Origin of the sequence: Aggregatilinea sp. (assembly GCF_036822615.1) — a bacterium.
Lineage (GTDB): Bacteria > Chloroflexota > Anaerolineae > Aggregatilineales > Aggregatilineaceae > Aggregatilinea.
Map to the genome: position 1 here is coordinate 32,863 of NZ_DAISHJ010000018.1, position 14,263 is coordinate 47,125.

Here is a 14,263-nt window from a genome sequence, read left to right on the forward strand (position 1 = left end):
CACAGGAAGGATCATGTTCGCTACCATCAGTCGCTTCGCGGATCGTTACCGTCTTCAACTCTTGATCGCCTGGGTGGCCCTGGCCGTGATTGTCACGCTGGTCGCGCCGAACCTGGACGACGTCACTGACAACGACCAGCGCAACTTCCTGCCCGACGACGCGTCCGCGCTGACCGCGCAGGCGCTCATCGAACAGCACTTTCCGCAAAACGCCGACCAGGGCAGCCTTGTCCTGGTGTTTGAATCCGCCGACGGAACCCCAATCACTAACGACACCGACGCCGGATATATGGCCGAGATCAGCACGTGGCTGACCGGTCCCGATGCCCCGGCGCATATCCACAGCGTGCTTTCGCCCAGCCTGACGCCTGAGGCGGCGGGCAGCCTGATCGCGCCCGATCAACAGGCGGCGATGATCGTCGTCACGCTGGATACGACCCTGCTTGACGAGCGCGAGGCCGTGCTCGACTCGATCGGCCAGCGCGTCGAGGATGCTCCGGCCAGCCTGAACGTCTACCGCACGGGCGAGACCGCCATCGGCGCGGAATATAACGCGACGCTGACGGAAAGCGTCGATCGCACGATCTTCGTCACGCTGGCGCTGGTGGTGATTATCCTGCTGGTGATCTACCGCTCGCCGGTCAGCCCCCTGATCCCGCTGGGCGTGGTGACCATCGCCTTCATGATCGCACGCGGCATTGTCGCGTGGCTGGCGCAGGACGTGTTCACCGTCACCGATACGGCCTCGATGCTGCTGATCGTGGTGATGTACGGCGCGGGAACCGACTACTGCCTGTTTTTGATCAGCCGCTTCCGCGAGGAAATGGCCGACCGCGACGATTCGCGCGAGTCGGTGCGGCGCACCGTGCGGCGCGTCGGGGAGTCGATTTCGAGCAGCGCGGGCACGGTCGTCGTCGGCTTCATGGCGATGACCATGGCGCAGTTGGGCCTGTTCAACACGACCGGGCCGACGCTGGCGATCGGTATCGTCGTCTCGCTGCTGGCCGGGCTGACGCTCACCCCCGCCCTGTTGGGCCTGTTGGGACGCCGGGCCTTCTGGCCGGCGCGTGCCCAGCACCGCAACGCGGGCGCGTTCTACCGGCGCACCTCGCAGTTGGTCGCGGAGCGCCCGCTGCTGACCGTGATCGTGATCGCGCTGCTGATGTCGCCCTTTGCGTACTGGGGCAGCCGGATGCAGGTGACGTATGACTTCCTGGCGGACCTGCCCGACGACACCGAATCGGTGGAGGGCTTCCGCGTGCTCGAAACGCACATCGGCGCGGGCGAGATGCAGCCTTTGACGGCAGTGTCCGTGTTCGAGGGCGGCGATCTGCTGGCGGACGTGGACGCCATGACGCAGCGGCTTCAGGCCGTGGACGGTGTGGCGACGGTGCGCAGCGCGACGCAGCCGCTGGGCGCGGACAACGCGCAGACGGCAGGCATCACCCGCATCGACCGGCAGCTTGGCACGTTGGCGGCCATTCTGACCCCGGCAGAAGGCGCTGCTGCCCAACCGACGCCCGAACAGGCGGCGATGATGGACGCTTTCTTCGCGGACTTGCCCGCCTATCTGACCCTTGTGGCGGAACGTGCCCCTGCGCTGGCGCAGTCGGATGAATATGCGTCGGTGATGGCGACCCTGGCAGGAATCGGTGAAGGGACTGCCAGTGTGGCGGATCTGGCGAACGCGCTCGGCGCGCTGGCTCAGGTCGGCACGGACCAGCACATCGACCTCGCGCAGCTTCCGGCGGGCGTGGCGGCGCTGTTCGGCGGCGAACAGGCCGCGGCGTTTGTGGACAGCTTCCTCAACACGCAGACCAACGCGGCGCGCTTCGAGATCGTCCTGGCGGACGCGCCCTACAGCGCCACGGCGATGGATACCGTCGATCACCTGAAGGGCGTGCTCAGCGGGCAGGGCGCGGTGTACGGCTCGACCGCCGTCAACGCGGACATCCGCGACTACCTGCACACGGACCAGCGCAACACGATCGCGCTGGTGCTGGCGGGCATCTTCATCATCCTGATGCTGATGCTGCGCAGCATCGTCGCCCCGGTCTACCTGATCAGCACGATCCTGCTGTCTTACGGCACGACCCTGGGCATCACGCGCCTCGCGTCGAGCGTGCTGTGGGGCACGGACGAACTGACGTGGTGGGTTCCATTCTTCATGTTCGTGTTCCTGGTCGCGCTGGGCATCGACTACAGCATCTTCCTGTTCGGACGTATCAAGGAAGAAGTGGGGCGGCGCGGCATCCATGACGGCATCCACGACGCCGTGCAGTCGACCGGCTCGATCATCACCTCGGCGGGCATCATCGTTGCGGGTACGTTCGGCGCGATGATGGCAGGCAGCATCCTCGGTCTGGCGCAGATCGGGTTTGCGGTCAGCGTCGGCATCCTGATCGATACGTTCGTGGTGCGCACCATCCTCGACCCGGCACTGGCAAGTCTGTTCGGGCGCTGGACGTGGTGGCCGGGGCGGGTTGCGCCCACGCCGCGCGCAACCTCGACGCAGGAGCGCAACGCCGTGCCCGCGCGCGATCCCGGCAGCGCGGACTAACGAAAGCCAGTTCCCGTACGGATAAAATCGAGACGGCGCGGGGTGAATTTCCGCGCCGTCTTTCTCTTGGCGACCTCTTCCGCGCCGCGCTAACCGTTTGACCGCAAACCCATTCCACCTGACAATGAGGGACATCGGATATTTGCCCACAAATCACTTCTTTGGAGCTAAAACTTATGGACCTCGAACTGAAAGATAAAGTGGCCGTGATTACAGGCGGCAGCGTTGGCATCGGCCTCGCGGTGGCGGAAGGGCTGGCCCGCGAAGGCGTTCATCTGGTGCTGTGCGCGCGCAACGAGGAGCGCGTCAAGGCCAGGGCGCAGGAGATCGCGGATCAGTATGGCGTGAAAGCGGTCGGCATTCACGCGGATGTCGCCAATGGCGACGACATCGACCGGCTGGTGGCGGCTATCGGCGCGGAGTTCAGCGACGGCGTGGATATCCTGATCAACAACGCGGGCACGGGCAGCGAAGAAACGATCATGGACGCGTCCGACGAGCGCTGGCAGTACTACTGGGATCTACACGTCATGGCGGCGGTGCGGCTGTCGCGCGGGCTTGTGCCGCTGATGCGCAAGCGCGGCGGTGGGGCGATCATCAACAACGCCTCGATCTGTGCCACGCAGCCGTTGTACTACGAGCCGATCTACAACGTGACCAAGGCCGCGCTGGTGATGTTCTCGAAGTGCCTTGCGAACGAGCTGGTGGGCGACAATATCCGCGTGAACACGATCAACCCCGGTCTCGTCCTGACGCCGGACTGGATGAAAACGGCCACATTGCTGACCGAAAACGAGCCGATTACGCCGGAGCAGTACCTGGACAAGATCGCCAAAGGCAACGCGCCGATCGGGCGGTTCGCATCGCCGGAAGAAGTGGCGCACTTCTTCGTGTTCATGTGCTCGCCGCGCGCGAGCTACTGTGTCGGCTCGTCGTATTACGTGGATGGCGGCTGGCTGAAGGTGATCACCTGATCGCGCCGCCGCGCAACTCGATTCGGATCTGGTGCGGCGAGGAGGGCGCCTGTTCTCCTCGCGTTTTTTCCCGGCTGAGCGCGCCGATCTGAAAGAATGATTGGTGCGATGTGGCGGACTTGGTGTACAGTAGTGTATGAGAGCAGGTAACCGCTGAATCAAGGCGCGGGTCGTGGGGGCCAGTGGTATCTTTAACTGCGCGGGTGCTCATTGTTTGAACCAGAAACATTCGTTTGCCGCTGCCGCTGGAGCGGATTTGATTTGCCTGCGCGCCGCTGTGCCGTGTCTGTCCACCCGTAGAGCGATTTTTCGGCTAGGAAAGGATTGATGACCATGAAGCTCGCCCACGTTATTCCAGCCCTGCTCCAACTTCACCGATCCGTTCGCAGGGTTCTGGCGGCTCCAGTGGTGATCGCGCTGCTGGTGGTCGCCGTGCCGCTGGCTCTCGCGCAGGAAGACACGCCTACCTTCCACAACCCGATCCAGTTGTCTGACGGGGCCGACCCCTGGCTTGTCTACTACGAGGGCAGCTATTATCTGACCACCACGAGCGGCGGCTCCGGGCTGCTCATGCGCCAATCCCCAACGCTGGCGGGCCTGAAGGACGCGGAACCGGTCCAGGTATGGCAGGACGAGACGCCCGATCGCTGCTGCAACATGTGGTCGCCGGAGATGCATCTGCTGGACGGGCCGGATGGCGAGCGCTGGTACCTGTATTACACGGCGGGCCCGGTGTCGCAGGATACGCACGCGACGCAGCATACGCACGTGCTCGAAAGCGAAGGGACCGATCCGTTGGGGCCGTATACGTACAAGGCGCGCGTATACGATCCCGATCACGATATGGGGCAGCTCGATCCCAGCGTCATGCAGTGGCAGGACGAACTGTACTTCCTGGCGTCGGTGTGGGATGAGTTCGGGCAGAGCATTTACATTGCGCCGATGAGCGATCCCTGGACGATCAGCGGCGATCAGGTGCGCATCTCGTCGCCAACGCTGCCGTGGGAGCAGATGGATTCGGCTATTAACGAAGCCCCCGTCGCGCTGGAGCATGATGGCAATCTATTCATTACGTATTCGGCCAGCTCTTGTGCGACGCCCGATTACGCGCTGGGGATGCTTACGCTGACAGGCGACGATGTGCTCGATCCGGCGGCGTGGACGAAAAACGAGGATCCGGTTTTCAGGCAGTCCGTGGAAAACAGCGTGTTCGGCCCCGGCCACAACGGATTTTTCACCTCACCCGACGGCAGCGAAAACTGGATCGTCTACCATGCGAACGACGTGATCTTCGGCGGATGCGACAATAAACGCACGACGCGCGCGCAGCCGTTCACGTGGAACGAGGACGGCACGCCCAATTTTGGCGAGCCGGTGTCGCTCGACACCGATCTGCCGGTTCCGTCCGGTGAGGAGACCATGGCGGTCGAGGCGACCGAGGTTCCGTAACCGGGCGTACTGCCACGAGTGGATGTTGAATGATCTGCGGGCCGGGGCGGCAAATGCTTCCGGCCCGCGCCGCCTCAAGACTTGACTCTGCCCCCGCGTGTTTGCTAGAACCTGGACAGATCGAACGGACGTGCGGCCTGCAACCGAGTCGGGAGAACAGACGCGTGACGATCCTCTTCAAAGCCAGAACGTCGGATTCCCCCTATGTCGATACGGTCATGCGCGGCTGGACGGTGGCGGACGGGCCTGCGATCCGGCCTGCCGAAACGCACTGGTACATGGTGATCGTCCGGCATTCGGGCGGCGTTCAGGCGCTGGTCGTCGGGCCGTGGTCCGCTGCCGGGGTGACGTCATACCTGAAAGACGCCGAGCTGCTGTGGGTCCGGTTTCCGCTCGGCACGTTTATGCCTCATCTGCCGGTCAGGCGCATCCTCAATCTGGAAACGACCCTGCCCAACGGGGCGTGGCGGACCTTCTGGCTCGACGGCATCAGTTGGCAGTATCCCGACTACGACAACGTCGAGACGTTTGTCGACCGGCTCGTGCGTGAGGATGTGTTGGTGCACGATCCGGTGATCTCGTCCGCGTTGGACGATCGACCGCAGGATATCTCGCCGCGCACATTGCGCGATCACTTTTTGCGGGCGACCGGTCTTTCGCAAAATCACATCCGGCAGGCGATCCGCGCCGAGCGAGCCGCCGGGCTTCTGGCGCAGGGCGTGCCGATCCTCGATGTGACGTATACGCTGGGCTACTTCGACCAGCCGCACCTGACGCGCGCGATGAAGCGTTTTGTGGGGATGACACCCGCGCAGCAGCTTGCGCTCGCCTCCCAATCCACCTGATCCCAACTCGACAAGGCCGCAGCCTCTGCCCACGCACTCCCACAGGCGTATGTATGGATCCGTGCCCGGTGGGCGGGGCGGGTTTCTGTTTCTTATGCCGACAAGTGCGGATGGCGATAGTCTGATATGATAGACATTAAACCGTGATTTGGTGCAGTTCACTCATAGATTCTGATCCGCTTCAATGCTACTCTATACCCGGTTTGCCTTCGTACAGCGCAGCACGCTTGTTTGAGCGCCTAACTCGACGAGAGAACAAGAGAATGTTTTCATATAGCGAGCAAATCCAGTGCCATGACGAGCACATCGAGCCGGAGTTCTGGAAAGAGCCTTTTGGCGTTGATGTCGAGTACGACACGCTTAAGTTTTTGCTGATTCCCGACCACGTTTCCGCTTATATCGCCGCCCGGCTGGCCCATAAAGTTTATCGCTACCAGATCGACAACATCAGCACGAAAGAACAGATCACGCATGCCGTGATGATCACGATGGGCGGGCTGCTGCCGGGCGTGCTGCTGCACGATCATCTGGCGTGGACGCTCAACAAAAACATCCCGCCGATCGAGTTCGGCACGATGGGCGTCAAGTATTATGCCGGTCCGGGGCAGCCGCTCGACCAGCCGCGCATCATCCACCCGCTGTCCATCGAGGTTGAGGATCGCGTGGTGGGTGTGGTCGAGGATCTGGTCGATCTGGGCGGCACGGCCCGGTTCGTGTCGCAGTACCTCATGGAAGAACGTAAGGCACGCAAGATCATCCTGATCGCGCCCTACCTCAAAAAAGCCGTTGACGAGATGGACGTGATCTTCTTCGGGATCGTGCCAAAAGACACCTGGATCATCACCCCGCGCGAGCGCGTGGAGACGTTGATCAAGCGTGTTCCCTTCTGGCGCGACCACGGCGCGACGCTGCAAGACTGCCAGAACAACCTGCGCACGATCGGCTATCCGGCCTACCTGATCGACACGTATCTGCGCGCGACCTACGAGCGCGGATAGATCCGGTCTCCCGCGAAAAACAAAAATGACCGCGCAGCCCAAATCCGGCGCTGCGCGGTCATCCGTTTCTGCGCCTGTTTCCTCGACCAGTCGCGTCTTCGAGCGGCTGCATGCACCCATGCAGTGCTGCTCGCGCGCCGCAAATGGCATAGCACAGGTGTTCCGCGCCGCCGTCGCTGTTAAAATCTCCGCACGTGGTTGATACGCGGAGTTTCGCCAGGATAGAGGCCGTGGAACGCAAGCAGCGACGAGGGAAACCAATCTCCGCCAGCGAGTTGGGCCGCTTTTTATACTGCGAGCGCGCGTGGTGGTACGGCGTGCAGGGCGAGGAAAGCAGCCATCTTGAGGCGCTGGAGCGCGGGGCGCAGCGGCACGAAGCCTTCGCCGGGGAAGTGCGGCTGGCGGAACGGGTGCGCGCCGGGCTGCGCGTATTGATCTGGCTCGTGTTGGCCGCAATCGTCCTGGCGGCGATCGGGCTTGCGACGGGGCTGTTGTGAACGGCGCGCCGGTTCTGGCCGCGCTGGTGCTGCTGTTGGTGCTGCTCCTGGTAGCTCAACGGCAGGCGATCCGCCGCCGCGAACAGCGCGGCATTCCGTCCGGCGATCTGGTCTACCAGGACACCGCCGCGCGGCTGGACAAGACGCTCTATTCGCGCCGCTATCACCTGACCGGGCGACCGGATCACGTCTTTTGGGACGGGCGGTTTTACATCCCGGTCGAGGTCAAAACGGGCCGCACGCCGCAGTCGCCCTATTGGAGCCAGATCATGCAGGTCATCGCGTACTGTGCGCTGGTGGAGGAGAACACCGGCATCAGGCCGCCCTACGGCGTGATCCTGTTTGAAGAATCCGGTAAGTCGTTCGAGATCGATTTCACGCGCGACTACGAGCAGGTGCTCGCGGATACCCTGAACGCCATGCGCCAGCAGCGCTCCCGGTCCGAGGCACATCGCAGCCACCAGAATCCCCGCGTGTGCGCGTCCTGCGGCTTTTTCGATCGCTGCGACGAGCGCTTGCTGTAAACCGTGCGTTCGCGGTACAGCAAAAAGCCAGGATGCGCTCCTGGCTTTTTTTTGTGTCGTGTGGGCGCGGGGCGTTACTCGTAACGGAAGCTGCGCACGCCCAGCGCGAAGAAGATCGCGCCCATCAGCAGCAGCGCGCCCATCTGCGGCAGGATGTCGATCACGCCGCCGCCGTAATACATCAATTCCCCGAAGGCGTCCATGCCCCATGCAATCGGCGAGAGATGCCCGACGATCTGCATGAAGTTCGGCACGATTTCCATCGGCCACCACGCGCCGCCCAACGGCGCGAGCGTCAGGCCCATCAGCAGGGCAATGTTACCCGCCTGGGCGGAGGTCTTCACGAGTGTCGCCAGCAGCAGGCCGAGCGCGGTCGAGGTGAAGGTGAAGACGATCACGATCAGCACGATGCCCGGCACGTTGCTGCCCCACTCGACGCCCATCATCGTGCCGACGACGATCAGGATCGTGAACTGGAGCACGCCGAACAGGTAGCGCCCCAGCAGCTTCCCGGCGATGATGTGCCACTTGCCCATCGGCAGGGTATACAGGCGCTGCAGCGTGCCAATCTCGCGGTCCGCGACCAGCATCGTAGCGGCGTTCAGTACGAAGATGAACACAAACATCAGCGCCATGCCGGGGCCGCTCTGGTTGAAGCCGTTGGTGGTGGCGTCCTCGGTGGTTGCTTCGGTTTGCACGGCCACCGGGCGCTGCTGCCATGCCGCGTCGGCGCGATCCAGCACGATGTCGAAAGCGGCGTCGTGTTGATCGGCGGGCAGCGTGTCGAGCGTGACGCGCGCGATGGCAAGCGATCCGTTCATCTGGCTCAGCACGGACTGGATCTGCTGCTCGGCCAGAGTCGGCGCGTTGAGGTCGCCGCTGCGCCGGTATTCCACGGCTGCATCCTCGCCCGCCTTCAGCGCATCGCCAAATCCGGCAGGGATGACCAGCAGGCCGGATGATTCGATGTTTTCCAGGCGGTCGTTCGCGGTCGAGCTGGTGATGGTTTCCGGCAGACCGCAGCCATCCGGCGCGCCGCCGTCATAGGGGCAGATCACGAAGGAAGCATCTTCACCGCTCATCTGCTCCTGGTACAGCGCGACCAGCCGCCGCGACAGGTCGCTGTGGTCGTTGTCCACCACGTCGATGTAAATCGTGGCGCTGTTATTGCTCTGCGCGAGACCCAACAGCAGCATCATGAGGGCAGGCATCAGCAGGCCGATCAGGAAAGATTCGCGCTCTTTGACGCTGCGCAGTAGATCGTACTGCGCGATGGTGATGATGGATTTCATGTCGCCATGCCTCCCCTAGATGTCCAGGCGCTTGTTGAAGCGCCATAGGCTGATGGCGAACAGCACGATGCCCATACCGGCCAGCGCCAGCAGGTGCGTGCTGATGTCGGAAAGCTGCGCTTTGTCGTAGGCGAGCGCGAAGAAACCCCGGATGCCCCAGTAGTTGAGCGTGATCTTGGGCAGCCAGCTTAGCGCGTCGGGCAGGCCCTCGATCGGGACAAACGAGCCGCCGAGCATTCCCAGCACGAACAGCGCCGCCGTGCTGTAGGCGTCGGCCTGTTCCGCCGTTTTTGCCGCCGCCGCGATGAGCAGCCCCAGGCTGGTGGCGGCGAACGAGACGGCCAGCACCAGCAGCGCGATCCCGACGTAGTGCGTGCCCCAGACGGACGCTTCGCGGCCCATCATTTTGGCGACGACCGTCGTGGCGACGATCAGGATCACCATCTGGATCACGCCGGTCAGGTACGTCCCGGCCAGCTTGCCGATCATGAAGGTTCCGCGCGGGGTGGCGGTAGTCATGATGCGCTGGAGCGTCCAGTCTTTCTGCTCGTTGAGGATGCTCCGTCCACCCGCGGCCATCGTGAACGTCATGAACAGGATCGCCATCGACGGGGCGAAGTATTGCAGCGCGTCATAGTCGCGCGTTTCGCCTTGCAGGTCGGTTTCGTTGAGCGTGATGGTGGTGGATTGCGCCACAGCCATCGGGTTGTTCTGAAGTGTATCGGCCAGCGCCTGCTGCGCGTTCTGCGTGTCGATGCCGGACTGTTCGCCCAGGCTGGCGAGCGCGTCCGTTCCGACTTGCTGCGCCAGAAAAACGGTGTTCCAGCCGTCCGCGATGGACTGCACGATGCTGCGCACCACGCTGGACCCGATGCTGCTGCCGCTGTCGTAGTAGACCGTGATTGGCGGCGGGGCTGCGTCGGGGGGAGTCGCGCTCAGATAGGCGTCCAGGTTGGGCACGGTGATCAGGGCGGTCAGGTCGCCGTCTTCGACCTGCTGGCGGGCCGCGTCGGGGTCGGTCACGACTTCGCCGTCGGTCAGGTCGTGGATGGTTTGAAAGTCCGCATTCGCTGCGCCGTCGCCGGGCACGAAGGCCGACTGCATCATCGCGCCCAGCGCGCCGCCTTCGTTCTCCACGCCGACGCGGATCGGGTTGATGCTCACGTCGCCGCCCGACCCGAATACGAGGCCGATGATCACGCTGAGTATCAGCGGCATCGCCAGCATCAGCAGGATGGCGTTGCGGTCCTTGAAGGCCGTATAGATGTCTTTCCAGGCGATCGCATAAATCTTGGCGAGCATGGTCCTGGCTCCTTTAGTCGCGCAGCGCGCGCCCGGTCAGGTGCAGGAACACCGCTTCGAGCGTGGGCTCGCGGACCTCGACGCTTTGCAGGGCCAACCCTGCCGCATTGATCACGCCGATCAGCTCGACCAGGGCGCTGCGCCCGTTTTTCGCCAGCACACGGATCTCGCCGTCCTCAAGCGTGGCGCTGTGTACGCCGTCCACCTGCGCGAGCCGGTCGATCACCGCCTGGGGCGCGTCGGGCACGCCCAGAATGAGCGTGTCTTCTTCGCCCACCAACCGGGTGAGTTCCTCCTGCGTGCCCAGCGCGATGATCTCGCCGTGATCGATGATGGCGACGCGGTGCGAAAGCTCCTGCGCCTCTTCCATATAGTGCGTCGTATACAGCACGGTCGTGCCGCGCCGGTTGAGTTCGATCACCGCGTCGAGGATGTTGCGGCGCGACTGCGGATCGATGGCGACGGTCGGCTCGTCGAGCATGATCACCTGCGGGCGGTGCAGCAGTCCCACGCCGATATTGACGCGGCGTTTCATGCCGCCGCTGTACTCCTGTACGGGATCGTCGGCGCGGTCGTTCAGCTCGGTGAAGTCGAGCACCTCGGCCACGCGCTGCTTGAGTTCCTTCCCGGCAAGGCCATACATCTTGCCGAAAAAGGTCAGGTTCTGGCGCGCGCTCAGGGTGGGATACAGCGCGAGTTCCTGCGGCACGATGCCGATCGCGCGTTTGGCCGCGATGGGATCTTCGCGGATCGAGTGCCCCGCGATGTGGACTTCCCCCGCAGTGGGTGTCAGCAGCCCACTGATCATGCTGATAGTGGTCGTTTTTCCGGCGCCGTTGGGGCCGAGCAGGCTGAAGATCTCGCCCTCGTAAATGTCGAGGTCGATGCCGTTGACGGCGACCGGTCCTTCCGGCGGGTTAAACTGTTTTTTGAGGCCGCGGATCTGGATGATTGGTGTGGCGTGCATGTCTCCCTCATGAGCGGTAAATGAGCGCTGCGTTGGGACGAGTGCGAGCGTCGGGGATGAAGGCGTGGGGCTGTCTCGTCCGGTGTGAGTCACAGTACGGCTGAGTATAGACGGTACGCTAAAGAACGCCGAATCGTGCCGCCGGGTAGATTTTGTTGACTCTGCCGTCAGGGAAGCGTTATCGAGCGGTAGAGCAGGTGGGGCCGGGCTGCGTTTCAATGAAGCCGGGGGAAGTGTCCGGGGGGTGAGGACAAGTCAGGAGCAGAGGATGCAGCGCTGGTTACGCGTGTGCCGTGGAATGGTCATCCTGGAACTGGTGTTATACGGCGCTTTCACCAACCTGTTTCTGGCGGGCACTCTGATCGCACCCTATCACGCGCCGTTTATTGCGATGAATCAGGCCGCGCACTGGATCACGCTGCTGGGCCTGCTGGCATTCGCGGCGGGGGTCTTTCTGAATGGTTCCACCCGCCTGCGGATGTGGCTTGCACCCGGCGCGATCGCTTTCACGATCTGGTTTCTGCCCGCGTGGTGGCCGCGCCATGCGCCGGACGTCTCCGGCACGACCGTCACCGCCGCGACGTACAACGTCAATATGTGGGGCGCGGCGGACCCCGCCGGCATCGTCCCGGTCATCGCTGCGATGAATGCGGATGTCGTCGGGCTGCAAGAGCTACATCCCGCTTTGCAGGCCCGGCTCGATGCCACGCTTCACGATCAATATCTGTATCAGGTGATGGAGGCCGTGGAGGGGTACGAGGGCTTCGGGCTGTTAAGCCGCTTCCCCGTTGTGGAGTCGAGCGTCGTCATGGACGTAGACTGGTACCCCGCTGGCCGCCGCGTGCCGGGCTACCTGCGCGCCGTGCTGGATGTGGACGGGCAGCGCATGGCCGTATACGTGATCCATACCCCGCTGCCCATCCACTATATCGACAGTTATTCGCTGGCGGGCTACCTGCAAGGTCTGCGTTACGCGTTGTTCGAGTACGACGACGGGTTGCAGCTTGCGCACATGCGGCATATCGCGGATCTCGTGGCGGCGGAGGCGATGCCAGCGCTGGTGTTGTGCGACTGCAACAGCACGCCTCACAGCCGCCAGTACGACGTGCTGGACGGCGTGCTGGACGATGCGTTTGGCGCGCAGGGGTGGGGCTTGGGGCTGAGCCACCCGGTCCGTCCGTTCCCCATGCTGCGGCTCGACTATGTGTGGTATACGTCCGGCTTCACCGCGCTTGACGCGGATGTCTGGCCGGACGCGGGCACATCCGATCACCATCCGGTCCGGGCGCGGTTGGCGCTGGCAGTCCCGGCAGCGTTCTCCGCACCCGCAGGCGGCTGATCCGGTTGGCGGCGCGGCGCTGTCGTGTCAGGCGTGGTTGACGCGCACCCAGCGGTCGCCCTCCGGCGGTTGGACCGGCGTATGCGCGCGCAGGTAGTCCTCGATCACCTCGTTGACGATGGTCGGCACTTCGCCTTCGTAGCGCTGCGCCTCGGCCTTCACCAGATAGCCGCGCTCGCGCATCCATTCCGCGTCCGAGTGTGCGATGCGGTACGTGCGGGCAGGGTTGAGCGGCTCGCCGTTGATCAAAACGCGCCGGATGCGCTGGCCGTCCGCCGCATCGGGATCGTAAAACACCTTCAATCCGCTGACCTGCGGGGTGCCGATGGGCGCGCCGCGCATCGCATGGTGGTGGTAGCTGGCGCGTTCGGGGATCAACCCGCGTTCCAGCGCCTCCACGATCTGCGCGCCGGTGAGATCGGACGCATAGGGATTCGCCGCTGAAAAACACGCGGACGCCAGGGCGCCGCGCGTGATGGTCCCGGCGGGCAGCCCGGTATGGAACAGGCCGCTCATCAGGATCGCGGCTTCGGCGTGCATACGCTCGCGGAAGGCGTCTGCCGTCAGGTCTCCAATGCCGCATTCCGCGTAGTAATCGAGCGAGAGCGCCGCCTCGGACTCCCCGATCGCCTGGTTTTTGACCCTCTCGATTTCCTGGTCCGCCGCGGCCAGCGCTGCCAGCACTGCCGGATCGTCCGGTTCGTCTGCGGGGACCGGGAACACGCGCGCGGTTCGGTCGCTGACCGCGCCGGATGCGGGGTCGATGGTCAGATCGACGCGGCCCACGTGCTGCCCATACTCGCCTGCCTGCGCGATCAGCACATCGCCGCACCATTCGCCCTCCGGCAGCAGATCGTGCGAATGCGCGCCGATGATGACGCTGATGCCCGGCACAGCCTGCGCCACGGCCCGGTCGTCTTCCAGGCCCAGGTGCGAGAGGAAGATCACGAGCGTCGCACCCTTCGCGCGCAGATCCGCCGTCATGTCGCGCGCCGTCTCGATCGAGTCCGGCAGGTGATAGCCGTAGCTCTCGTACACAGGCCCCCACGGCGCGGTGAGGCCGAACACACCCATCGTCACGCCGCCGGGCAGGGGGATGAGGACCGATTCGATCACGCCGTCCGCCAGCGGGGCGTCGCGCCCGTCGCGCAGATTCGCCGCCAGGATCGGGAACGCGGCGCGCTGTGCGACGGCGGGCAGCACCTGCGGCCCGTAGGGCAGCGCGATCGCATTGCCCAGCGTTTGCAGGCTGTAGTCCATCGCGTTCAGGATGGGATAAAACGCGGCGCACTTGGTCAGGCTGCACAGCAAAATCCGCCGGTCGGCGGCGTCGCCCGCGTCCCAAAACAGCGTCTCGCGGCCCGCGTCGCGCGCGTCCTGGCGCAGCCGCCGTGCGAAGGCGCTGAGGCGCGGCAGATTTTCGACGTGGCCGTGAATGTCGTTCGTGTGGAAGATGCTGAGCTGAAGTGCTGTCACCGTGACCGCTCCTTGTGCGCCGGAGACCATCAAAAGCGCG

At 64.0% G+C, this 14,263-nt stretch carries 12 protein-coding genes; 8 read left to right on the forward strand and 4 right to left on the reverse strand.

Annotated elements, in window-relative coordinates; translation table 11 throughout:
- Positions 1-13 precede the first annotated feature (13 nt).
- The 7 genes from V7116_RS08225 to V7116_RS08255 all read left to right on the forward strand — a co-directional run bounded on the left by V7116_RS08225 (position 14) and on the right by V7116_RS08255 (position 7,847).
- Positions 14-2,560 carry an MMPL family transporter gene (locus tag V7116_RS08225; RefSeq protein ID WP_324391420.1) on the forward strand — a complete coding sequence of 849 codons (2,547 nt, stop codon included), beginning with the start codon at positions 14-16 and terminating at the stop codon, positions 2,558-2,560.
- A 176-nt stretch (positions 2,561-2,736) separates the two neighbouring features.
- On the forward strand, positions 2,737-3,534 hold the full coding sequence (locus V7116_RS08230; RefSeq protein ID WP_324391421.1) for an SDR family NAD(P)-dependent oxidoreductase: 798 nt from the start codon (positions 2,737-2,739) through the stop codon (positions 3,532-3,534).
- A 333-nt stretch (positions 3,535-3,867) separates the two neighbouring features.
- Positions 3,868-4,983 (forward strand): glycoside hydrolase family 43 protein, encoded by a 1,116-nt coding sequence (locus tag V7116_RS08235; RefSeq protein ID WP_324391422.1) that lies wholly within the window; start codon positions 3,868-3,870, stop codon positions 4,981-4,983.
- A 164-nt stretch (positions 4,984-5,147) separates the two neighbouring features.
- Positions 5,148-5,828 carry a helix-turn-helix domain-containing protein gene (locus V7116_RS08240; RefSeq protein ID WP_324391423.1) on the forward strand — a complete coding sequence of 227 codons (681 nt, stop codon included), beginning with the start codon at positions 5,148-5,150 and terminating at the stop codon, positions 5,826-5,828.
- Positions 5,829-6,091: 263 nt separating this feature from the next.
- Entirely contained in the window at positions 6,092-6,826 is a 735-nt protein-coding gene (locus tag V7116_RS08245; protein WP_324391424.1) for a phosphoribosyltransferase, read from the forward strand.
- 230 nt (positions 6,827-7,056) lie between these two features.
- The gene (locus V7116_RS08250) at positions 7,057-7,323 is read left to right on the forward strand and encodes a hypothetical protein (RefSeq protein ID WP_324391425.1); all 267 of its coding nucleotides are present in this window, start codon (positions 7,057-7,059) and stop codon (positions 7,321-7,323) included.
- Positions 7,320-7,847, forward strand: coding sequence for a CRISPR-associated protein Cas4 (locus V7116_RS08255; RefSeq protein WP_324391426.1), 528 nt, complete (start codon positions 7,320-7,322; stop codon positions 7,845-7,847). Before V7116_RS08250 ends, V7116_RS08255 begins: the two co-directional genes overlap by 4 nt.
- Before the next feature lie 74 nt (positions 7,848-7,921).
- Here V7116_RS08255 and V7116_RS08260 read toward each other — a convergent pair whose 3' ends face one another.
- From V7116_RS08260 to V7116_RS08270, 3 genes are read right to left on the reverse strand one after another with little or no spacing between them, the layout of a single operon-like run.
- The gene (locus V7116_RS08260; protein ID WP_324391427.1) at positions 7,922-9,139 is read right to left on the reverse strand and encodes an ABC transporter permease; all 1,218 of its coding nucleotides are present in this window, start codon (positions 9,137-9,139) and stop codon (positions 7,922-7,924) included.
- Between the two features lie 15 nt (positions 9,140-9,154).
- On the reverse strand, positions 9,155-10,441 hold the full coding sequence (locus V7116_RS08265; RefSeq protein WP_324391428.1) for an ABC transporter permease: 1,287 nt from the start codon (positions 10,439-10,441) through the stop codon (positions 9,155-9,157).
- Positions 10,442-10,454: 13 nt separating this feature from the next.
- Complete coding sequence (locus V7116_RS08270) at positions 10,455-11,408, reverse strand: ABC transporter ATP-binding protein (RefSeq protein ID WP_324391429.1); 954 nt, start codon at positions 11,406-11,408, stop codon at positions 10,455-10,457.
- 268 nt (positions 11,409-11,676) lie between these two features.
- Between V7116_RS08270 and V7116_RS08275 the strand changes: the two genes are divergently transcribed.
- Complete coding sequence (locus V7116_RS08275) at positions 11,677-12,747, forward strand: endonuclease/exonuclease/phosphatase family protein (protein ID WP_324391430.1); 1,071 nt, start codon at positions 11,677-11,679, stop codon at positions 12,745-12,747.
- A gap of 27 nt (positions 12,748-12,774) precedes the next feature.
- Here V7116_RS08275 and V7116_RS08280 read toward each other — a convergent pair whose 3' ends face one another.
- Positions 12,775-14,223: a bifunctional metallophosphatase/5'-nucleotidase gene (locus tag V7116_RS08280; protein ID WP_324391431.1), complete on the reverse strand. Its 1,449-nt coding sequence runs from the start codon at positions 14,221-14,223 to the stop codon at positions 12,775-12,777.
- Between the last annotated feature and the right edge of the window lie 40 nt (positions 14,224-14,263).

Bases quoted from the DNA above. Each gene is read 5' to 3' on its own strand.
- V7116_RS08275 (WP_324391430.1), top strand. From the start codon at position 11,677: ATGCAGCGCTGGTTACGCGTGTGCCGTGGAATGGTCATCCTGGAACTG.
- V7116_RS08265 (WP_324391428.1), bottom strand. From the start codon at position 10,441: ATGCTCGCCAAGATTTATGCGATCGCCTGGAAAGACATCTATACGGCC.
- V7116_RS08245 (WP_324391424.1), top strand. From the start codon at position 6,092: ATGTTTTCATATAGCGAGCAAATCCAGTGCCATGACGAGCACATCGAG.
- V7116_RS08225 (WP_324391420.1), top strand. From the start codon at position 14: ATGTTCGCTACCATCAGTCGCTTCGCGGATCGTTACCGTCTTCAACTC.
- V7116_RS08230 (WP_324391421.1), top strand. From the start codon at position 2,737: ATGGACCTCGAACTGAAAGATAAAGTGGCCGTGATTACAGGCGGCAGC.
- V7116_RS08235 (WP_324391422.1), top strand. From the start codon at position 3,868: ATGAAGCTCGCCCACGTTATTCCAGCCCTGCTCCAACTTCACCGATCC.
- V7116_RS08270 (WP_324391429.1), bottom strand. From the start codon at position 11,408: ATGCACGCCACACCAATCATCCAGATCCGCGGCCTCAAAAAACAGTTT.
- V7116_RS08260 (WP_324391427.1), bottom strand. From the start codon at position 9,139: ATGAAATCCATCATCACCATCGCGCAGTACGATCTACTGCGCAGCGTC.